The 21,480-nt window shown below is 57.7% G+C and carries 17 protein-coding genes and 2 tRNA genes; 1 reads left to right on the top strand and 18 read right to left on the bottom strand.

The window, feature by feature from the left end; genetic code table 11:
* Window positions 1–17: 17 nt before the first annotated feature.
* The 11 genes from infB to rlmE form a co-directional block, all read right to left on the bottom strand.
* Window positions 18–2,543, bottom strand: coding sequence for a translation initiation factor IF-2 (gene infB / locus HX868_RS21955; RefSeq protein ID WP_016976824.1), 2,526 nt, complete (start codon window positions 2,541–2,543; stop codon window positions 18–20).
* 27 nt (window positions 2,544–2,570) lie between these two features.
* On the bottom strand, window positions 2,571–4,052 hold the full coding sequence (gene nusA, locus HX868_RS21950; RefSeq protein WP_025857112.1) for a transcription termination factor NusA: 1,482 nt from the start codon (window positions 4,050–4,052) through the stop codon (window positions 2,571–2,573).
* Between the two features lie 47 nt (window positions 4,053–4,099).
* Window positions 4,100–4,558 carry a ribosome maturation factor RimP gene (gene rimP / locus HX868_RS21945; protein WP_038843818.1) on the bottom strand — a complete coding sequence of 153 codons (459 nt, stop codon included), beginning with the start codon at window positions 4,556–4,558 and terminating at the stop codon, window positions 4,100–4,102.
* A gap of 140 nt (window positions 4,559–4,698) precedes the next feature.
* Window positions 4,699–4,775: transfer RNA gene (locus HX868_RS21940), tRNA-Met, on the bottom strand.
* Between the two features lie 96 nt (window positions 4,776–4,871).
* Window positions 4,872–4,957, bottom strand: a tRNA-Leu gene (locus tag HX868_RS21935).
* A gap of 22 nt (window positions 4,958–4,979) precedes the next feature.
* Window positions 4,980–5,363, bottom strand: coding sequence for a preprotein translocase subunit SecG (secG, locus tag HX868_RS21930; RefSeq protein ID WP_003194191.1), 384 nt, complete (start codon window positions 5,361–5,363; stop codon window positions 4,980–4,982).
* 4 nt (window positions 5,364–5,367) lie between these two features.
* On the bottom strand, window positions 5,368–6,123 hold the full coding sequence (gene tpiA, locus HX868_RS21925) for a triose-phosphate isomerase (protein ID WP_003194193.1): 756 nt from the start codon (window positions 6,121–6,123) through the stop codon (window positions 5,368–5,370).
* Window positions 6,124–6,189: 66 nt separating this feature from the next.
* The gene (glmM, locus tag HX868_RS21920; RefSeq protein ID WP_016976822.1) at window positions 6,190–7,527 is read right to left on the bottom strand and encodes a phosphoglucosamine mutase; all 1,338 of its coding nucleotides are present in this window, start codon (window positions 7,525–7,527) and stop codon (window positions 6,190–6,192) included.
* Between the two features lie 16 nt (window positions 7,528–7,543).
* Window positions 7,544–8,395, bottom strand: coding sequence for a dihydropteroate synthase (gene folP, locus HX868_RS21915; RefSeq protein ID WP_177004338.1), 852 nt, complete (start codon window positions 8,393–8,395; stop codon window positions 7,544–7,546).
* 8 nt (window positions 8,396–8,403) lie between these two features.
* Window positions 8,404–10,314 (bottom strand): ATP-dependent zinc metalloprotease FtsH, encoded by a 1,911-nt coding sequence (gene ftsH / locus HX868_RS21910; RefSeq protein WP_016976820.1) that lies wholly within the window; start codon window positions 10,312–10,314, stop codon window positions 8,404–8,406.
* A 200-nt stretch (window positions 10,315–10,514) separates the two neighbouring features.
* Window positions 10,515–11,165 carry a 23S rRNA (uridine(2552)-2'-O)-methyltransferase RlmE gene (gene rlmE, locus HX868_RS21905; RefSeq protein ID WP_016976819.1) on the bottom strand — a complete coding sequence of 217 codons (651 nt, stop codon included), beginning with the start codon at window positions 11,163–11,165 and terminating at the stop codon, window positions 10,515–10,517.
* 106 nt (window positions 11,166–11,271) lie between these two features.
* On the opposite strand from rlmE, the gene HX868_RS21900 reads away from it, so the two are divergent.
* Window positions 11,272–11,580 carry a YhbY family RNA-binding protein gene (locus HX868_RS21900; RefSeq protein WP_010206607.1) on the top strand — a complete coding sequence of 103 codons (309 nt, stop codon included), beginning with the start codon at window positions 11,272–11,274 and terminating at the stop codon, window positions 11,578–11,580.
* Between the two features lie 10 nt (window positions 11,581–11,590).
* Here the strand turns inward: HX868_RS21900 and HX868_RS21895 are convergent, their stop codons facing one another.
* The 7 genes from HX868_RS21895 to dnaK all read right to left on the bottom strand — a co-directional run bounded on the left by HX868_RS21895 (window position 11,591) and on the right by dnaK (window position 21,396).
* A complete protein-coding gene (locus tag HX868_RS21895; RefSeq protein WP_025999772.1) occupies window positions 11,591–11,995 on the bottom strand; it encodes a hypothetical protein in 405 nt (134 codons plus the stop codon).
* 28 nt (window positions 11,996–12,023) lie between these two features.
* Window positions 12,024–12,500, bottom strand: a complete 477-nt coding sequence (greA, locus tag HX868_RS21890; protein WP_010206609.1) for a transcription elongation factor GreA — start codon at window positions 12,498–12,500, stop codon at window positions 12,024–12,026.
* Entirely contained in the window at window positions 12,497–15,718 is a 3,222-nt protein-coding gene (gene carB, locus HX868_RS21885; protein ID WP_016976817.1) for a carbamoyl-phosphate synthase large subunit, read from the bottom strand. Before carB ends, greA begins: the two co-directional genes overlap by 4 nt.
* 105 nt (window positions 15,719–15,823) lie before the next feature.
* On the bottom strand, window positions 15,824–16,960 hold the full coding sequence (gene carA, locus HX868_RS21880; protein WP_038843802.1) for a glutamine-hydrolyzing carbamoyl-phosphate synthase small subunit: 1,137 nt from the start codon (window positions 16,958–16,960) through the stop codon (window positions 15,824–15,826).
* Window positions 16,961–17,219: 259 nt separating this feature from the next.
* On the bottom strand, window positions 17,220–18,026 hold the full coding sequence (dapB, locus tag HX868_RS21875; RefSeq protein ID WP_177004337.1) for a 4-hydroxy-tetrahydrodipicolinate reductase: 807 nt from the start codon (window positions 18,024–18,026) through the stop codon (window positions 17,220–17,222).
* Between the two features lie 10 nt (window positions 18,027–18,036).
* Window positions 18,037–19,161: a molecular chaperone DnaJ gene (dnaJ, locus tag HX868_RS21870; protein ID WP_016976814.1), complete on the bottom strand. Its 1,125-nt coding sequence runs from the start codon at window positions 19,159–19,161 to the stop codon at window positions 18,037–18,039.
* Between the two features lie 318 nt (window positions 19,162–19,479).
* Window positions 19,480–21,396: a molecular chaperone DnaK gene (dnaK, locus tag HX868_RS21865; RefSeq protein ID WP_177004336.1), complete on the bottom strand. Its 1,917-nt coding sequence runs from the start codon at window positions 21,394–21,396 to the stop codon at window positions 19,480–19,482.
* Window positions 21,397–21,480: the final 84 nt, after the last annotated feature.

Here is a 21,480-nt window from a genome sequence, read left to right as displayed (position 1 = left end):
CTCCGGAAGTGCGCGAGTTAGAGGCTGCGAGCAACCTGAACCTTCTCGAAGACTTCGATCTTGTCGCCAACCTTGACGTCGTTGTAGCTCTTGACGCCGATACCGCATTCCATGCCGGCACGTACTTCGGAAGCGTCATCCTTGAAGCGGCGCAGGGATTCCAGCTCGCCTTCGAAGATAACGATGTCTTCACGCAGTACACGGATTGGACGGTTACGGTGCACAACACCTTCGATAACCATGCAACCGGCGATCGCGCCGAATTTTGGCGAGCGGAACACGTCACGCACCTCGGCCACACCCAGGATGTTCTCCCGGACGTCGCTGCCAAGCATGCCGGTGAGGGCTTTCTTGACGTCTTCGATGATGTCGTAGATGACGTTGTAGTAACGCATGTCCAAGCCTTCTTGCTCGACAATCTTGCGAGCGCCGGCATCGGCACGCACGTTGAAGCCGAACAGTACAGCGTTGGAAGCCAGTGCCAGGTTGGCGTCGGATTCGGTGATACCACCGACACCGCCACCGACAACGCGCACTTGCACTTCGTCGTTACCCAGGCCATTCAAGGCGCCGTTCAACGCTTCGAGGGAACCACGTACGTCAGATTTGAGGACGATGTTAAGCGTCTTCTTCTCTTCCTGGCCCATGTTCTCGAAGATGTTTTCCAGCTTGCCGGCGTGAGCACGGGCCAGCTTGACTTCACGGAACTTGCCTTGACGGAACAGAGCCACTTCACGGGCTTTCTTCTCGTCGGCAACCACGCTCATCTCGTCACCAGCGTCCGGCGTACCATCCAGGCCGAGGATCTCGACCGGGATAGCAGGACCTGCTTCCTTGATTGGCTTGCCGTTCTCGTCGAGCATGGCACGTACACGGCCGTAGTTCGAACCGACCAGTACCATGTCGCCTTGGCGCAGGGTACCGTCTTGAACCAGAACGGTAGCAACCGGGCCACGGCCCTTGTCGAGACGGGACTCAACCACAACACCACGGCCAGGAGCCGATGGCGTAGCGGTCAGTTCCAGAACCTCGGCTTGCAACAGAACAGCTTCGAGCAGTTCGTCAACGCCGGTACCCATCTTCGCGGAGACCGGTACGAATGGAGTGTCGCCACCCCACTCTTCGGAGGTCACGCCGTGAACCGACAGTTCGCTACGGATGCGATCAAGATCGGCGCCCGGCTTGTCGATCTTGTTCACTGCGACCACCAACGGAACACCAGCTGCCTTGGCATGCTGAACGGCTTCGATGGTTTGTGGCATCACGCCGTCGTCCGCTGCAACCACCAGGATCACGATGTCGGTCGCCTTGGCACCACGGGCACGCATTGCGGTAAACGCGGCGTGACCAGGGGTGTCGAGGAACGTCACCATTCCACGGTCGGTTTCAACGTGGTACGCACCGATGTGCTGGGTGATACCACCGGCTTCGCCAGCAGCAACCTTGGCACGACGGATGTAGTCGAGCAGGGATGTTTTACCGTGGTCAACGTGGCCCATTACGGTCACGACTGGTGCACGGGAAACCGCCTCACCTTCAAACTTCAGGGACTCGGCCAGGGAATCTTCCAGGGCGGTGTCGCTGACCAGGGTCACTTTGTGGCCCAATTCCTCAGCCACAAGCTGGGCAGTTTCCTGATCCAGTACCTGGTTGATGGTGGCCGGAGTGCCCAGCTTGAACATGAACTTGATGATTTCAGCTGCCTTGACCGACATCTGTTGGGCCAGATCGCCCACAGTGATGGTCTCACCGATCTTCACTTCACGCACGACAGGGCCGGTTGGGCTCTGGAAACCGTGGGCGTTGCGTTTCTTCAGCTTGGCCTTGCCGCGACCACCACGACGGAAGCCATCGCTTTCTTCGTCGGTAGTACGTGGGGCAACGCGTGGAGCAGGCGCTTTCTCTTTGACCGAGGCACGATGCGGAGCGTTTTTGCGCTCGCCATCACCACCACCGCCACGACGATTGTTATCGTCGGCACGCGGCTTGTCTGGGCGACGAGGTTCGTCACGCTTACGAGCGTCAGCAGCAGGCGCTGGTGCAGCGGCAACCGGAGCGGCCTCACGCACAGCTTCTACAGGAGCGCTAGGCGCGGCGACCGCTTCAGTGGCAGCAGGTTGCGCAGCAGCAGGCTGGCGACGCGCTTCTTCTTCGGCGCGACGCTTGGCTTCTTCTTCAGCCTTCTGACGTGCAGCATTTTCTACTGCGCGACGTTCTTCCAGTTCGCGTTTGCGCTCGGCTTCGATTTCTTCCGGGCTGCGCTGTACGAAGACTTTCTTCTTGCGTACTTCAACGCTGATGCTCTTGCTACCCGCAACACGCAGGGTGCTGGTGGTTTTGCGCTGCAATGTAATCTTGCGCGGTTCTTCCACTTTCGCCTTGTGGCTGCTCTTCAAGTGAGTCAGCAAAGACTGCTTCTCACTGTCGCTCACACCTTCATCGGCGGCGGTGTGCGGCAGACCTGCCTCACGCATCTGCTGCAACAGGCGCTCTACCGGTGTTTTGACCTCATCGGCCAGTTGTTTCACCGTGACTTGCGTCATGCACTTCTCTCCTCAGGCCGCGCCTAGTTACTCGAACCAATGGGCTCGGGCGGCCATGATCAACTTGCCGGCACGATCATCGTCAATGCCGTCGATGTCGAGCAGATCGTCAATAGACTGCTCGGCCAGGTCTTCGCGGGTAATTACGCCGCGCACCGCCAGTTCCATCGCCAAATCCTTGTCCATACCCTCAAGCGAGAGCAGGTCTTCGGCCGGATGGGCGTCTGCCAGCTTTTCCTCAGTAGCGATGGCTTTAGTCAACAAACGATCCTTGGCCCGAGCGCGAAGCTCGTTGACGGTGTCTTCGTCAAAGCCGTCGATGTTGAGCATTTCTTCCAACGGTACGTAGGCAATCTCTTCCAGGCTGGTGAAGCCTTCATCTACCAGCACCTGTGCCAGGTCTTCATCGACTTCCAACTCTTCGATGAAGTTGCGCAGGATGTCACCGGTTTCAGCTTGCTGCTTAGCCTGGATGTCCGATTCGGTCATCACGTTCAGGGTCCAGCCGGTCAGTTGGCTGGCCAGACGCACGTTCTGACCACCACGACCAATGGCCTGAGCCAGATTGTCTGCGCCAACGGCGATGTCCATTGCATGGGCATCCTCGTCAACGATAATTGCCGCCACTTCAGCCGGCGACATGGCGTTGATTACGAACTGCGCCGGGTTATCGTCCCACAGGACGATGTCCACACGCTCACCACCCAATTCGCCCGACACTGCCTGGACGCGCGAACCGCGCATACCGATGCAAGCGCCTTGCGGATCGATGCGTTTGTCCTTGGAGCGGACCGCAATCTTGGCACGCGAACCCGGATCGCGGGACGCAGCCATGACTTCGATCAGGCCTTCGGCGATTTCAGGCACTTCGATACGGAACAGCTCGATCAGCATTTCCGGCGCAGTACGCGACAGGATCAACTGAGGGCCGCGGTTCTCGGTGCGGATTTCCTTGAGCAGCGCACGCAGACGCACGCCGACACGGAAGGTTTCGCGCGAAATGATGTCTTCGCGGGCCAGCAACGCTTCGGCGTTGTTGCCCAGGTCGACGATCACGTTGTCGCGGGTGACTTTTTTCACGGTGCCGGAGATGATTTCACCCAGGCGCTCGCGATAAGCGTCAACGACTTGAGCGCGCTCAGCTTCGCGAACCTTCTGCACGATGACCTGCTTGGCGGTCTGTGCAGCAATACGGCCGAATTCGATCGATTCGATCTTTTCTTCGACGACATCACCGACCTTGGCACCAGGATGCGTTTCGGCAACCTTGCTTGGCCAGGTTTCGATGGCCGGATCATCAAGATCGGCTTCTTCGACGACCGTCCAGCGACGGAAAGTCTCATAGGCACCGGTGTGGCGGTTGATTTCCACACGCAGATCAACTTCGTCTTCAAAACGCTTTTTGGTAGCAGTGGCCAGGGCCAGCTCCAGCGCTTCAAAAATCACGTTTGCCGGTACGCCCTTTTCATTGGATACCGACTCAACAACCAGCAGTACTTCTTTGCTCATCGTACGCCTCGCCTTTCGCAAGCCATTGGATCCGCGGGATCCGCGTCTCAGTCAAAACTGGGAATAATGTTGGCCTTGTCGATCATATCGATCGGCAACAGGAACTCATGGTCTTCTACCTGCACCACGACATCCTGTTCTTCTACACCGCGCAGAAGGCCCTGAAAGTTGCGTCGCCCTTCAAAGGGAGATCGCAGCTTGATCTTCACTTGTTCACCGGCAAATTTTGCAAACTGCTCAATAGTGAACAGTGGGCGTTCCATGCCTGGCGAGGAAACTTCGAGGGTGTATTCAACGGAGATCGGATCTTCAACATCCAGCACACCGCTGATCTGACGGCTGACAATGGCACAATCGTCCACCAGCACGCCGCCCTCTTTATCGATATAAACGCGCAACATTGAGTGGCGACCTTGAGCCGAAAACTCAATACCCCAGCATTCATAGCCTAGGGCCACGACCACCGGGGCCAGCAAGGCCTGCAACTCTTCTAGCTTGCTCGACACCTGAACCCCCTCGTGCATGTATGTGCATGCTGTGCAAAATAAAAAAATGGGCGAAACGCCCATCCTTGAAACGCCGTCGAACAGCGGCGTTGAAAGTGTCCAGCTAACAAAAAGCCCCTTAAAAGGGGCTCCGCTAAAACTGGTTGCGGGGGCCGGATTTGAACCGACGACCTTCGGGTTATGAGCCCGACGAGCTACCAGACTGCTCCACCCCGCGACAAAGCTGGGGCGGAAGTATACGACCGATCCCTTACAGGGTCAATGTAACCTTCCACCTACAAGAAAGCCCGCAACAGCGGGCTCTCCTGATAATTGGTACCGAGAAGGGGACTCGAACCCCTACACCCTATGGGCACAACCACCTCAAGGTTGCGTGTCTACCAATTCCACCACCTCGGCAATACAGCGATTACAACCCTTCTTACTTCTGCTCTTGAGCTGGAGGTACGTCAGTCGCTGGAGTAGCCGACTTTTGCTCTTGAAGCACCGGGACATCATCAGAAGCCGGTTTTGCTTTTGGTACTTCCAACACTGCTGGATTTGGGAGACCTACTTGAGTCAGCACATGAGCTTTCTCTTTAGCAAAGTAACCTAACCCCAAGCTGGTTATGAAGAAACCTGCGGCAAGTATAGCAGTAAACTTACTAAGAAAGGTAGAGGAACCTTGGCTTCCGAACACAGTATTTGAAGCACCTGCACCGAAAGACGCACCAGCATCCGCACCTTTACCCTGTTGCAGCAAAACCAGAGCAACTACGCTCAGAGCAGCCAACAGATGAAAAACGACTACGACTGTTTCCAGCATTTTTTCAGTTTCCCGCGGCGCGACAGATCGCACCGAACTCATCTGCATTCAGGGAAGCTCCACCAATGAGCCCCCCATCGATATCCGGCATGCCGAACAGTTCGACCGCATTGGCCGCCTTCACGCTGCCGCCGTATAGAAGACGCACACCTTGTGCGACCTCAGAATTCTCTGCCGCCAACTGCGCGCGGATGGCTGCGTGCACATCCTGCGCCTGTTGCGGTGTAGCAGTCAGCCCGGTACCAATGGCCCAGACCGGCTCGTAAGCAATCACTGCCTTTGCAAACGCACCAACACCCAGCTCCTCGATGATGCTGCCCAGCTGACGCGAGACAACTTCAAGAGTCTTGCCCGATTCTCGCTGCTCCAGGGTCTCCCCTATGCACAACACCGGAATCAAGCCACAAGCCTGTGCCGCTGCGAACTTGCGATTGAGTGTCCCATCACGCTCGCCCATCATCTGACGGCGCTCGGAGTGCCCGACAAGCACATAAGAACAACCCGCATCGACCAGCTGACTCGGCGAGATCTCACCGGTCAACGCACCTTGCATTGGCTCCACTGCAGAGTTCTGCGCGCCGACCTGGATCGACTTGCCTTTCAAGCCATCAACCACTTGGTTGATATGCAAGCAAGGCGGGAACACCGCAACATCAACACCGCTCGGCAAGGCCAAGTGACGAAGGCCATTGATCAGCTCAGCGACACTGGCGCGGGTACCGTGCATCTTCCAGTTACCAGCTACCATAGTGCGACGCATGCTGTACCTCGTCGGTCAAAGTGGGCGCAGATGTTACCCAACCACATCATCACTGGCAAGCCGAATTCAGGCGCAAACTTCAGTTACCAGTTTTGCCAGGTCTTCGGCATGGCCGCGAACCTGTGTTTCATCATCACCTTCGACCATGACGCGCACCAGAGGCTCTGTGCCGGACTTGCGCAACAACACACGACCGCGCCCCGCCATAGCAAGGGTCACGCGCTCGCACGCCTCTTTGACAGCCGGGTGCTCGATCGGGTTTTCGCCCCCAGAGAAGCGCACGTTGAGCAGAACCTGAGGGCACTTACGCAGCGCCTGACGCGCTTGAGCCAAGCTCTCTCCGCGAGCCCGCAGAGCCATCAATACCTGCAACGCTGCAATGATCGCATCGCCGGTCGTGGTGTGCTGGAAACAAACCACGTGCCCGGAGTTCTCGCCACCGATCAGCCAATTGCGCTCAAGCAACTCTGCGATAACGTAACGATCACCTACATTGGCGCGGACAAAGGGAATGCCCAAATCCGCAAGAGCCAGTTCCAGCCCCAGGTTACTCATCAAGGTTCCGACAACACCGCCTTGCAGCCTGTCACGCTCATGCATGTCACGCGCAATGATGAACAACAACTCATCACCGTCTACGATGGCGCCCGTATGATCAACCATCAGCACCCGATCACCATCGCCATCGAAAGCAATACCCAGGTCAGCATGCTCAGCCAAGACAGCGGCCTGCAATTGCTCCATATGGGTTGAGCCGCAGTTTTCGTTGATGTTCAAACCATCAGGCTGAGCCGACAAGACAGTCACCTGGGCACCCAGCTCTTTGAACACGCTCGGCGCCACCTTGTAGGTCGCCCCATGAGCACAGTCGACCACCAGCTTCAGACCGGCAAAACTGGTACTGCTCGGAACGCTGCTTTTGCAGAATTCGATATATCGGCCTGAGGCGTCATTGATACGCGACACCTTGCCCAGCTTGCTGGACTCAACCACTGTCATCGGTGCATCCAGCAGCTCTTCGATCATCAACTCGATCTCGTCCGGCAGCTTGGTGCCTTGGCCCGAGAAGAATTTGATGCCATTGTCATCATGCGGGTTATGCGAGGCGCTGATCACGATACCGGCTTCAGCGTGGAAAGTACGCGTCAGGTAAGCGATCGCTGGCGTCGGCATGGGCCCCAGTAACATGACATCAGCGCCCGCAGCGGACAGACCCGCCTCCAGCGCAGACTCAAACATATAGCCGGAGATGCGGGTGTCCTTGCCCACCAGGATGCGGCACGCGCCCATGCTGCGGAACGCCATACCCGCCGCCCAACCAAGCTTAAGCATAAAATCAGGAGTGATCGGAAATTCGCCGACCCGACCACGGATACCGTCGGTACCAAAGTATTTTTTAGTCATAAGTGCTCCATCATTCTTATTCGGCGGATTCTACCGCGGCAATCATACGCACTACATCCACCGTCTCGGCAACATCATGCACACGTAATATTCGCGCCCCCTTGGTGACGGCAAGCGCCGCCAGCGCAAGACCACCGTACAAGCGCTCACCTACGGGTCGATTCAGGGCCATGCCAATCATGCTCTTGCGCGAAACACCGACCAACAGGGGCCGACCAAGGGCATGCAGAGAGTCCATATGTTTGAACAGGCTTAGGTTGTGCTGCAGGGTCTTGGCGAAGCCGAAACCAGGATCAAGGATGATCTTGTCCGCAGCAATTCCCGCGACAGCGCACTGAGCGACTCGCTCAGCGAGAAAACCACTCACGTCACCGACAAGATCGTCATAGTGAGGATTGTCCTGCATATTGCCGGGCTCTCCCAGCATATGCATCAGGCACACCGGCAGCCCCGTTGCTGCAGCAGCATCAAGGGCGCCGTCACGCTGAAGGGAACGCACATCGTTGATCAGCCCAGCCCCCAGGCGCGCGGTTTCGCGCATCACGGCAGGCGTCGAGGTATCAACCGAAATGATCACATCCAGTTCACGCGCGATACGCTCGACGATGGGCGCCACCCTCTCCAGCTCCTCCAAGGGAGAGACAACGCGAGCGCCAGGACGAGTCGATTCGCCACCGACATCAATCAGGGTCGCGCCCGCTGCAACCATTGCTTCAGCATGACGCAATGCTGCATCAAGCTGGCTGAAGCGGCCGCCATCGGAAAAGGAGTCGGGAGTTACATTGAGGATGCCCATGACATGCGTATGGGCCAAATCAAGAACCCGGTTGCCGCAAGGCAACCGGGTGGAGGACAACACAGAAGTCATTTCAAACCTTAGACGTCAGCTGCCGGGCCGCCGATCGGAGTTTCCGGGCGTTCATTCTGAACCACTGGCGGAGTACCAGAGGTGCCTGAACCGCCTTCCCAATCGCGAGGCTCACGAGGCGCGCGGCCGGCCATGATGTCGTCGATCTGGTCGGCATCAATGGTCTCGTACTTCATCAGCGCATCCGCCATGGCATCCAGCTTGTCGCGGTTATCCGTGAGAATCTGCTTGGCCGTGCCGTAGCACTGGTCAATGATACTGCGCACTTCGGAGTCGATCAGCTTGGCTGTCTCGCCGGAGAAGCTGGCATTTTGACCGCCACCACCACGCCCCAGGAACACTTCGCCTTCTTCCTCGGCATACATCAGCGGGCCGAGTTTTTCCGACAAGCCCCACTTGGTCACCATGTTCCGTGCAATCTGGCTGGCACGCATGATGTCGTTGGACGCACCGGTGGTCACACCGTCGAAGCCCAAGGTCATTTCTTCAGCAATCCGGCCACCGTACAGCGAGCAGATCTGACTGATCAACGCACGCTTGGAGAGGCTGTAACGATCCTCTTCCGGCAGGAACATCGTGACGCCCAGCGCCCGACCACGAGGAATGATCGACACTTTGTAGACCGGGTCGTGCTCAGGCACAACGCGACCGACAATGGCGTGACCGGCTTCGTGATAAGCCGTGTTCTGTTTCTCTTTCTCGGACATGACCATGGACTTGCGCTCGGCGCCCATCATGATCTTGTCTTTCGCCAGCTCGAACTCTTTCATTTCAACGATGCGCTTGCCGGTACGAGCCGCAAACAGCGAAGCCTCGTTGACCAGGTTGGCCAGGTCAGCACCGGAGAAGCCTGGCGTGCCACGGGCAATCACAGCCGGAGCCACATCGTCACCCATTGGCACTTTGCGCATGTGTACTTTCAAGATCTGTTCGCGACCACGGATATCCGGCAAGCCGACCACCACCTGGCGGTCGAAACGACCCGGACGCAGCAACGCAGGGTCCAGTACATCCGGACGGTTGGTTGCAGCAATCACGATGATGCCGTCGTTCATTTCGAAGCCATCCATCTCAACCAGCAACTGGTTAAGGGTCTGCTCACGCTCATCATGACCGCCGCCCATGCCGGCGCCACGATGGCGACCAACGGCGTCGATTTCGTCGATGAAGATGATGCAAGGCGCATGCTTTTTAGCCTGCTCGAACATATCGCGAACACGGCTGGCACCGACACCGACAAACATTTCGACGAAGTCAGAACCGGAAATGGTGAAGAAAGGCACCTTGGCTTCGCCGGCAATCGCCTTGGCCAGCAAGGTTTTACCAGTACCCGGAGGACCAACCATCAGTACGCCGCGAGGAATGCGGCCACCCAGGCGCTGGAACTTGCCCGGATCACGCAGGAACTCGACCAACTCGCCCACTTCTTCCTTGGCTTCGTCGCAACCGGCAACGTCAGCCAGGGTGGTTTTCACCTGATCTTCGGAGAGCAGACGTGCCTTGCTCTTGCCGAAGCTCATCGGCCCGCCCTTGCCTCCCGCACCGCCTTGCATCTGGCGCATGAAGAACATGAACACGGCGATGATCACCAGGATCGGGAAGCTGGCTACCAGCAATTGTGTCCAGATGCTCTGCTGCTCAGGCTGCTTGCCTTCGACAACCACATGGTTATCCACGAGGTCGCCGATCAGACCGTTGTCCTGGATCGCCGGACGAATGGTCTTGAAGCTGTCGCCGTCGTTGCGTTTGCCGGTGATCACGTAGCCATCAACCGCTACGCGCTCGACCTTGCCATCCTTAACTTGCTGGATGAAGTCGGAATAGTTGAGGGTCTGCGGCTCGTTAGGGCTGGAGAAGTTGTTCATCACCGTCACCAGGACAGCCGCGATGATCAACCACAGGATCAGATTCTTTGCCATATCGTTCAATTAACTACCCTCTGAAGCAAGCTCCGCTACTGGCGCGCGCTTCGCATGATATTCACCAGCCTAACTTACTACATTACCTACAACTCTGGCAGGCGCCGTCTGTAACCCTTTGTGAAACTTTGACTACACAATATTCGTAAAGCTTCGTGACGAAAGCGATATAAAAAAACCTATCGCCCTCCTCGAATTCCTCAAAAACGCTCTTCACTCGCAGCGCCTTCAACCCCGCGGAAGCCGCGGCAGAGCAGGTACTGCTCCCGAGACCTGTCTCGGGAAGAGTCAGGCTTACGCGTTTGCACCTTCTCGAACAACTTGCGGATGTTCTTGTGGTACTCATCGAAACCCTCGCCCTGGAAGACTTTCACCAGAAAATCACCACCAGGACGCAAAACCCGACCCGCCAAATCCAGCGCCAGCTCACATAGGAACATTGCGCGCGGCATATCAACGGCCGGTAATCCACTCATATTGGGGGCCATGTCGGAAATCACAAGGTCTACCTGCGAATTTCCCACAGCCTCAAGGATCTGTGCGAGTACGGCATCCTGAGTAAAGTCACCATGAACAAAGGTCACATCCGGGATACTGTCCATTTCCAGGATGTCGGAAGCGATCAAGCGGCCCTGCCCACCAATCAGACGACTGGTCACCTGGGACCAACCACCTGGGGCGGCCCCCAGATCGATAACGCTCATGCCTGGACGAATCAACTTGTCCTTGTCCTGGATCTCCAACAGCTTGTAGCTGGCCCGGGAACGGTAGCCGTCCTTTTGCGCCTTTTTGACGTAAGGATCGTTGAAATGTTCTTGTAGCCACTTAAGGCTGGTTTTGGAACGGGCCACGGGCCACCTCGAAAAATAAAACGGGTCGTGATTAACTGGGCGGTCCCGGACTCGCTCGGGTAAACTGGCCGCCGCTTTTTACAAGATCAGACGCAGGGGTCAGATTATGCCGCTCACTCAAGAGCAGAAGAAACAGTACAAATCCATTGGCCACCATCTGAAACCAGTTCTGATTGTGGCAGATAACGGTTTGACTGAAGGTGTGTTAGCCGAATTCGAACGTGCGCTGAACGATCATGAACTGATCAAGATCAAGGTCAACATCCTTGACCGCGAAGCGCGCCTGGCTGCCATTGCAGAACTGTGCAAGGTAGGCAAAGCGGACCTGGTTCAGGTCATCGGCAAGATGGCGCTGCTGTATCGCAAGAACTTCAGCGTCAACAAGCAACTGTCAAACGTACACCGCTTCAAGTAATACAAAAGGGTCACGGGCGTGCTTCGCGCGCCCTGCCACTCCATCCTGGCGCCGGCTGCATCACCAGCACCAGACCGGAAAACCCTAGCACAAGATAGCTGAATAGCTGCCAGCGCAACGCTTCCGGCAGCCAGACATGCACAATGCAATACATTGCACACGCATACAGCGCCATCAACAGCAGTTGCCCGCGAATATCCCGCCACAAACTTCCCAAGCCCTCGGCCTTGACCAGCACCAATGCCTGGAGCGTCACGCACGCCGCTGCAAAACCCACCAGCAACGCACTCAGTAATCCATCGATCTCATCGATCAGCAACGGTGCCAGGCCAATCAGGCCCAGCGCCGGCAACACGCCAATGTGCAACAACCACAGGCCACCCACCCAAAGCATCTGGGAGAGCTGCCAAAGCATGGCGCCCGCACGAAGCGGGCGCCGTCTTTCAGACGTGACGAACTTCAACAATCTCGTACTCGGTCACGCCGCCAGGCGTTTTAACAGAAACCACATCGCCCTCTTCCTTGGCAATCAAGGCGCGGGCCAGCGGAGAACCGACAGAGATCTTGCCGAGCTTAAAGTCAGCTTCGTCTTCGCCAACGATGTGGTAGACCACGCTTTCATCAGTCTCGACGTTGGCGATTTCCACGGTCGTGCCGAAAATCACCTTGCCGGTCTTCGGAATGGTCGTCACGTCGATGACCACCGAGTTCTGCAGGCGGCCTTCGATATCACGGATCCGCGCCTCGACCATACCTTGCTGCTCGCGAGCAGCGTGGTATTCGGCGTTTTCCTTCAAGTCACCCAGCTCGCGGGCCGTACCGATGTCCTGGCTCAGCTTTGGACGTACGACCTTGGTCAGGTGGGCGTGTTCCTCTTCCAGGGCCTTGAAGCCCTGGACGGTCATTGGGTATTTGGTCATGCCTTCAATCCTGCGTGTAGATCCTGCAAGCGACGCACGGTCTTTTCCGGACCGAACTTGAGCGCTTCGCAGATGGCTTCGCCAGCAGCAATGGTGGTGGTGCAGTAGATCTTGTGCTGCAAGGCGTTACGACGAATGGAGTAGGAGTCCGCGATCGACTGGCGACCCTCGGTGGTGTTGATGATCAGGGTGACTTCGTCATTCTTGATCATGTCGACCACGTGCGGACGGCCTTCCGTCACCTTGTTCACGCGACGCACTTTCAGGCCGGCAGCCTCGATCAGCTTGGCGGTCCCGGCGGTGGCCACGACTTCGAAGCCCAAGTTGATCAGATCACGGGCCACGCCTGCAACAAGTGGCTTGTCATCATCACGCACACTGATGAACGCTGTACCGCCGGTCGGCAGCACTTCGCTGGCGCCCATCTGGGCTTTGGCGAAGGCTTCGCCGAAGGTATCGCCCACACCCATGACTTCACCGGTGGACTTCATCTCTGGGCCCAGGATCGGGTCCACACCAGGGAACTTGGCGAATGGGAACACCGCCTCTTTCACGCTGTAGAAGTTAGGAATGATTTCCTTGGTGAAGCCAATTTCCTTCAGGGTCTTACCAGCCATCACGCGGGCAGCGATCATGGCCAGGGACACACCGATGCACTTGGAAACAAATGGCACGGTACGCGAAGCGCGCGGGTTGACTTCGATGACGTAGATGTCCTCGCCTTGCAGCGCCAACTGTACGTTCATCAGGCCGACCACACCCAGTTCCAGGGCCATTTTCTTGACCTGTTCGCGCATCTCGTCCTGGATGTGCGCCGGCAGCGAGTACGGCGGCAGCGAGCATGCGGAGTCACCGGAGTGAACACCCGCCTGCTCAATGTGCTGCATGATCGCGCCGATCACCACATCGGTGCCGTCGCAAACCGCGTCCACGTCCATTTCGATGGCGCAGTTGAGGAAGTGATCCAGCAGCACTGGGCTGTCGTTGGACACTTTCACCGCGTCACGCAGGTAGCGCTTCAGCTCTTCTTCTTCGTAGACAATTTCCATCGCACGGCCGCCCAGTACGTAGGACGGACGCACCACCAGCGGGTAGCCGATCTTGCTGGCTGCACGGATGGCTTCGTCTTCGCTGCGCACGGTGGCGTTTGGCGGCTGACGCAGGTTCAGGCGCTCAACCATTTGCTGGAAGCGCTCACGGTCTTCGGCACGGTCGATGGCGTCCGGGCTGGTGCCGATGATCGGCACACCAGCGGCTTCCAGGGCACGCGCCAGTTTCAACGGGGTTTGGCCGCCGTACTGGACGATCACACCTTTTGGCTTCTCGACGCGCACGATTTCCAGCACGTCTTCCAGGGTTACTGGCTCGAAGTACAGGCGATCGGAGGTGTCGTAGTCTGTGGAAACGGTTTCCGGGTTGCAGTTGACCATGATGGTCTCGTACCCGTCTTCGCGCAGGGCAAGAGCGGCGTGTACGCAGCAGTAATCGAACTCGATGCCTTGGCCGATACGGTTCGGACCGCCACCCAGGATCATGATCTTGTCGCGACCCGACGGCGCAGCTTCGCACTCTTCCTCGTAGGTGGAGTACAGGTAGGCGGTATCGGTGGAGAACTCGGCCGCGCAGGTATCAACACGCTTGTAGACCGGGAAGATCTCCAGCTTGTGGCGATGCGTACGCAGGTTCTTCTCGGTTACACCCAGCAGCTTGGCCAGACGCTGGTCGGAGAAACCTTTGCGCTTGAGGCGGAACATCATGTCGCGGTCGATGCTGGCCAGACCCAGGGTCTTGACCTTTTCTTCTTCCTTGATCAGATCTTCGATCTGTACCAGGAACCACGGGTCGATCATGTTCATGCCGAAGATGTCTTCGACGGTCATGCCGGCGCGGAAAGCATCAGCCACGTACCAGATACGCTCGGCGCCCGGCACAGTCAGCTCGCGCTTGAGCACGCTCATGCTTTCCGGGTTGCTCAGGTCGAGTTTCTCGTCCAGACCGCAAACACCTACTTCCAGGCCACGCAGGGCTTTCTGCAGGGATTCCTGGAAAGTACGGCCGATGGCCATGACTTCACCCACAGACTTCATCTGGGTGGTCAGGCGCGCGTCAGCCTTGGCGAATTTTTCGAAGGCAAAGCGTGGCAGCTTGGTGACGACGTAGTCGATCGACGGTTCGAAGGACGCCGGGGTCTTGCCGCCGGTGATGTCGTTCGACAGCTCGTCCAGGGTGTAACCCACAGCCAGCTTGGCAGCGACCTTGGCGATCGGGAAACCGGTGGCTTTCGAGGCCAGGGCCGACGAACGGGAAACGCGCGGGTTCATCTCGATCACGACCATGCGGCCGGTGTCCGGGCAGATGCCGAACTGAACGTTGGAGCCGCCGGTTTCCACGCCGATCTCGCGCAGTACCGCCAGGGAGGCGTTACGCAGGATCTGGTATTCCTTGTCGGTCAGGGTCTGTGCTGGAGCAACCGTGATCGAGTCACCGGTGTGCACGCCCATCGGGTCGAAGTTTTCGATGGAGCAGACGATGATGCAGTTATCCTTCTTATCGCGGACAACCTCCATCTCGTATTCTTTCCAGCCGATCAGGGATTCGTCGATCAGCAGCTCTTTGGTCGGCGACAGGTCCAGACCGCGGGCGCAGATTTCTTCGAACTCTTCGCGGTTGTAAGCAATACCGCCACCGGTGCCGCCCATGGTGAAGGACGGACGGATGATGCACGGGAAGCCCAGCGTCTCGAGGACCGCATTGGCTTCCTCCATGCTGTGGGCGATACCGGAACGCGGGCACGCCAGGCCGATGGACTTCATGGCCTTGTCGAAACGCGAACGGTCTTCAGCCTTGTCGATGGTGTCGGCGTTGGCGCCGATCATCTCTACGCCGAATTTTTCCAGGACGCCTTCGCGCTCCAGGTCCAGGGCGCAGTTCAGTGCAGTCTGGCCACCCATGGTTGGCAGCAGCGCGTCCGGACGCTCTTTCTCGATGATCTTGGCAACGGTCTGCCACTTGATCGGCTCGATGTAAGTGGCGTCGGCCATGGCCGGGTCGGTCATGATGGTGGCCGGGTTGGAGTTCACCAGGATGACGCGGTAGCCCTCTTCGCGCAGGGCTTTACAGGCCTGGGCGCCGGAGTAGTCGAATTCGCAGGCCTGGCCGATCACGATCGGGCCAGCGCCGAGAATCAGGATGCTTTTTATGTCTGTACGTTTTGGCATGGGTTTGTCACTCAAATCCGCAGGTCAGTCGGCAAGCCGTCTTGAACAATCTTTGATAAGCCTGCGGGGGCCACCGACATTCGGGGCCGCCCGCAGGCCGCTCAGTCAGCGTCGCTTGGCCATCTCATTGATGAAACGGTCGAACAGCGGCGCTACGTCGTTCGGGCCCGGGCTCGCTTCAGGGTGACCCTGGAAGCTGAACGCGCTCTTGTCGGTGCGCTCGATGCCCTGCAGGGAACCATCGAACAGCGACTTGTGAATGGCGCGCACGTTGCTCGGCAGGGTGGCTTCATCCACCGCAAAACCGTGGTTCTGGCTGGTGATCATCACGACGCCAGTGTCCAGGTCTTGTACCGGGTGGTTGGCACCGTGGTGGCCGTGGCCCATTTTCAGGGTCTTGGCGCCGGAGGCCAGGGCCAGCAGTTGGTGACCGAGGCAGATACCGAATACCGGAATCTCGGTTTCCAGCACGTCCTTGATCGCCTGGATGGCATAGTCGCATGGCTCAGGGTCACCTGGGCCGTTGGACAGGAATACGCCATCCGGCTGCAAGGCGAGCACGTCGCTGGCAGGCGTTTGCGCCGGCACGACGGTCACGCGGCAGCCGCGCTCGACCAGCATGCGCAGGATGTTGTACTTGACGCCGTAGTCGTAGGCCACAACGTGATAAGGCAGGTCAGCAGCTTCGATGGTCGCATGGCTGTCGGTCTTCAAGTCCCAGACAGTCGAGCGCCATTCGTACTTCTCTTTGACGCTGACGACTTTCGCCAGGTCCATGCCTTTCAGGCCTGGAAAACCCTGCGCTGCGGCAATCGCCGCCTCTTCGGAGATATTGTCACCGACCATGATGCAGCCGTTCTGCGAGCCTTTTTCACGCAGGATGCGCGTGAGGCGGCGGGTATCGATACCGGCGATCGCCACAACATTGTTGGCTTTCAGGTAATCGGACAGCGACATCGTGTTACGCCAGTTGCTCGCAACCAGTGGCAGGTCACGAATCACCAGACCGGCCGACCAGACACGATCAGACTCGACGTCTTCCGGTGTAGTACCGGTGTTGCCGATGTGCGGATAGGTCAGGGTAACGATCTGTTGGGCGTAGGAAGGATCGGTAAGGATTTCCTGATAGCCGGTCATGGCAGTGTTAAACACTACCTCTCCAACGGTCTGACCGTCGGCTCCAATGGCTTCGCCGCGAAAAATGCTGCCATCAGCAAGGGCGAGTATGGCTGGCTTAGTCAAGAAGACCTCCCGTAAATAAAGCCTGAAAGGGCGATCGCAGGTTGTAAAAAAGCGGAGTGACGTATGGACACGTCACCCCGCTTCTTCACTGAATTATTCTGCGCGCTTTTAGTGGACACACTAAAGCTGTAGCTTACAGAAAAAGGCTTTTTTGGTCCACCGCTAAAGAGCCTTAAAGGCAGGGGAATGCGACAGGACGTCGCTTAGCGGGTAAAAACGGGGCCTAAGCATAAGCTTGAGGCCCCGTTTTAGCTACTGATTAGTGCAGATCCAGCACATCGCGCATGTCGTACAGACCAGGCGTACGACCTTCCAACCACAGCGCAGCACGTACCGCGCCTTTGGCAAACGTCATGCGGCTGGAGGCTTTGTGCGTGATTTCCAGGCGCTCACCTTCAGTGGCGAACAACACGGTGTGATCACCCACGACATCGCCACCGCGCACGGTCGCAAAACCAATGGTGTCACGCGCCCGCGCACCGGTATGGCCTTCGCGGCCGTACACCGCCACTTTCGACAGGTCACGACCCAGCGCATCGGCAATCGCCTCACCCATGCGTAGCGCAGTGCCCGACGGCGCGTCGATCTTGTGACGATGGTGAGTCTCGATGATCTCGATATCCGCCTCATCGCCCAGCACGCGCGCCGCCAGATCCAGCAGTTTGAGCGACAGGTTCACACCGACGCTGAAGTTGGCGGCGAAGACGATCGGGATATCCTTGCCCGCTTCTACCAGCAACTGCTTCTGCTCAGCCGTCAAGCCGGTGGTGCCGATCACCATGGCCTTGCCCGCCTTGCGGCAGAAGGCCAGGTTTTTCAGCATTACGTCCGGCAGCGTGAAGTCGATCAGCACGTCAAACTCGTCCGCCACCTGCTCCAGGTTGCCGGACAACGACACACCGATACGCCCCAGCGAGGCCAACTCACCCGCGTCCGCACCAATCAAGGTGCTGCCCGGACGAACGATCGCCGCGGTCAGCCCGGAGGCCGGCGAACGCTGCTGCACCGCTTCGACCAGCGTCTTGCCCATGCGCCCGGCAGCGCCCATTACGGCTATACGTCGCATACTCAATTCCTTACAGGTCGCCGAAGAAACGCTTCACACCATCGAAAAAGCCCGCGGTTTTCGGCGAGTGAGAGTCATCACCTTCCATCGAGCTGCGGAACTCTTCAAGCAGTTCGCGCTGACGGCGATTCAGGTTGACCGGTGTTTCCACCGCCACACGGCACATCAGGTCGCCAGCACCGCCACCACGCACCGGCGCAACGCCTTTGCCACGGATACGGAACTGCTTGCCGGTCTGGGTACCCTCAGGAATCTTGAGCTTGACCCGACCGTCGAGAGTCGGAATCTCAAGCTCGCCGCCCAAGGCAGCATCGACAAAGCTGATCGGCACTTCGCAGAACAGGTGCTTGCCGTCACGCTGGAAGATCGAGTGCTCGCGCACATTGATCACCACGTACAGGTCACCCGTCGGACCGCCCTGAGTACCGGCCTCGCCTTCACCCGACAGACGAATGCGATCACCGGTATCCACGCCCGCCGGCACTTTCACCGACAAGGTCTTGTACTCTTCGACGCGACCTTCACCGTGGCAGGAATCGCACGGGTCGGAAATGATCTTGCCCTGGCCATGGCAGCGCGGGCAGGTCTGCTGCACCGAGAAGAAGCCCTGCTGCATACGGACCTGGCCGATACCGCCACAGGTCGGACAGGTGATCGGCGAGGAACCTTTCTTGGCACCCGAGCCATCACACGGCTTGCAGTTGACCAGCGTCGGCACACGGATATTGACGCTGGTACCGCGCACGGCTTCTTCCAGATTCAATTCCAGGGTGTAGCGCAAATCGCTGCCACGCTGGGCGCCGCCACGCTGACCGCCCCGGCCACCGCCGAAGAAGTCGCTGAACACGTCACCGAAAATATCGGAGAAGTTCTGACCACCAAACCCCGCACCGCCGCCACCCATGCTCGGGTCGACACCGGCATGGCCATACTGGTCGTAGGCCGCACGCTTGTTGGGATCAGACAGACATTCGTAGGCCTCATTGGCCTCTTTGAACATTTCTTCGGATTCTTTGCTATCCGGATTACGGTCCGGGTGGTGCTTCATCGCCAAGCGACGGTAGGCCTTCTTCAGGTCCGCCTCGCTGGAACCGCGCTCCACACCCAATACTTCGTAATAGTCACGCTTTGCCATAAGTCTTTGCACTCTTAAGGACGTTCAGCCAGACCCTCCTGAGCCTTGCCAAACTCGTTGAGCCCCAATACAGGCCCGGACCCAACTCACGTCAATTCAACGATCCTGGTCATTACTACTTTTTAGCCAGGGACCCGGCCAAAAGTGCGGTATTTACTGCTCGGAAAGCAGGAGCATTCCCGATCACACCGCCAGCATCCGAACGCTGTCGCATGCTGTAAAAATTCGCATACCCCAGACACGCCAACGCGGGAGCAAGCTCCCGCGCGGCGACATCCTACCAGTCACCGCTTGATAGCGGTCAACCGGGCGACCAACTTACTTCTGGTCTTTGACTTCTTCGAACTCGGCATCGACAACGTCGTCATGCTTGGCTTCAGGCTCAGCCTGTTGCGCAGCACCGTCAGCTGGCTGACCTTGTTCGGCATACATTTTCTGCGCCACTGGAGCGGAGACTTTCGACAGCTCTTCGATCTTGGCTTCGATAGCGGCCTTGTCGTCGCCTTTGACAGCTGCTTCCAGGGCAACCACAGCAGCTTCGATTGCAGTCTTCTCTTCAGCAGTCACTTTATCGCCGGCATCAGCGACCATTTTGCGTGTCGAGTGAACCAGTGCATCACCCTGGTTACGGGCGCCAGCCAGTTCAGCAAACTTGGCATCCGCATCAGCGTTGGCTTCAGCATCACGAATCATCTGTTGAATTTCTTCATCAGACAGACCGGAGTTGGCCTTGATGGTGATCTTCTGCTCTTTGCCAGTCGCCTTGTCCTTCGCACCGACGTGCAGGATGCCGTTGGCGTCGATATCGAAGGTTACTTCGATTTGCGGCACGCCACGTGGTGCTGGTGGAATCTCGGCCAGGTCGAACTTGCCAAGGGACTTGTTCTGAGCAGCCTGCTTACGCTCACCTTGCAACACGTGAATGGTCACGGCGCCTTGGTTGTCATCGGCAGTCGAGAACACTTGCGATTTCTTGGTAGGAATCGTGGTGTTTTTCTCGATCAGCGCAGTCATTACGCCGCCCATGGTTTCGATACCCAGGGTCAGCGGGCTGACGTCCAGCAGCAGCACGTCTTTCACATCACCGGCCAATACCGCGCCCTGGATGGCAGCACCCATGGCAACCGCTTCGTCCGGGTTCACGTCTTTACGTGCTTCTTTACCGAAGAACTCGGTCACTTTCTGCTGAACCAGTGGCATACGGGTCTGACCGCCCACCAGGATCACGTCGTTGATGGCGCCAACGTCAATACCGGCGTCTTTCAGAGCGATGCGGCAAGGCTCGATGGTGCGCTGAACCAGGTCTTCAACCAGCGCTTCCAGCTTGGAGCGAGAAATCTTCACATTCAAGTGCTTAGGACCGGTAGCATCTGCTGTGATGTACGGCAGGTTCACGTCGGTCGACAGGCTCGAAGACAGCTCGATCTTGGCTTTCTCAGCAGCTTCTTTCAGGCGCTGCATCGCCAGCGGGTCACCCTTGAGGTTCATGCCGCTTTCTTTCTTGAATTCGTCAACGAGGTAGTCGATCAGACGAATGTCAAAGTCTTCACCACCCAGGAAGGTGTCGCCATTGGTGGCCAACACTTCGAACTGGTGCTCGCCGTCAACTTCAGCGATCTCGATGACCGACACGTCGAAAGTACCACCACCCAGGTCATAAACGATCACAGTGTGATCGCCCTTGGCCTTGTCCATACCGTAAGCCAGAGCAGCTGCGGTTGGTTCGTTGATGATACGTTTTACGTCCAGGCCCGCGATGCGGCCGGCGTCTTTGGTCGCCTGGCGCTGGCTGTCGTTGAAGTAGGCCGGAACGGTGATCACCGCTTCGGTCACGGTTTCACCCAGATAGTCTTCGGCGGTCTTCTTCATCTTTTTCAAGACTTCAGCCGAGATCTGCGGTGCCGACATTTTGTTGCCATTTACTTCAACCCAGGCGTCACCGTTGTCAGCCTTGGCGATTTTGTAAGGCACCATCTTGATGTCTTTCTGTACGACTTCTTCGTCGAACTTACGACCGATCAGACGCTTTACCGCGTACAGGGTGTTGTGCGGGTTGGTCACAGCCTGGCGCTTGGCCGACTGACCAACGAGGATCTCGCCATCATTTGCGTAAGCAATGATCGACGGCGTGGTACGCGCGCCTTCGGCGTTTTCAATAACTTTGGCTTTGCCGTTTTCCATGACGGAGACACAGGAGTTGGTGGTCCCCAGGTCGATACCGATAATTTTGCCCATGATTTACTCTCCCGAAACTTGAATTTGGTTGCCGCAGCAGTGGTGGCTAACTGCGGTAGCACTTAAACGCTTGACTTATAGATG

The sequence above is a fragment of the Pseudomonas reactans genome (assembly GCF_013385825.1).
Taxonomy (GTDB): domain Bacteria; phylum Pseudomonadota; class Gammaproteobacteria; order Pseudomonadales; family Pseudomonadaceae; genus Aquipseudomonas; species Aquipseudomonas reactans.
This window is presented reverse-complemented; position numbering and strand designations above follow the sequence as displayed.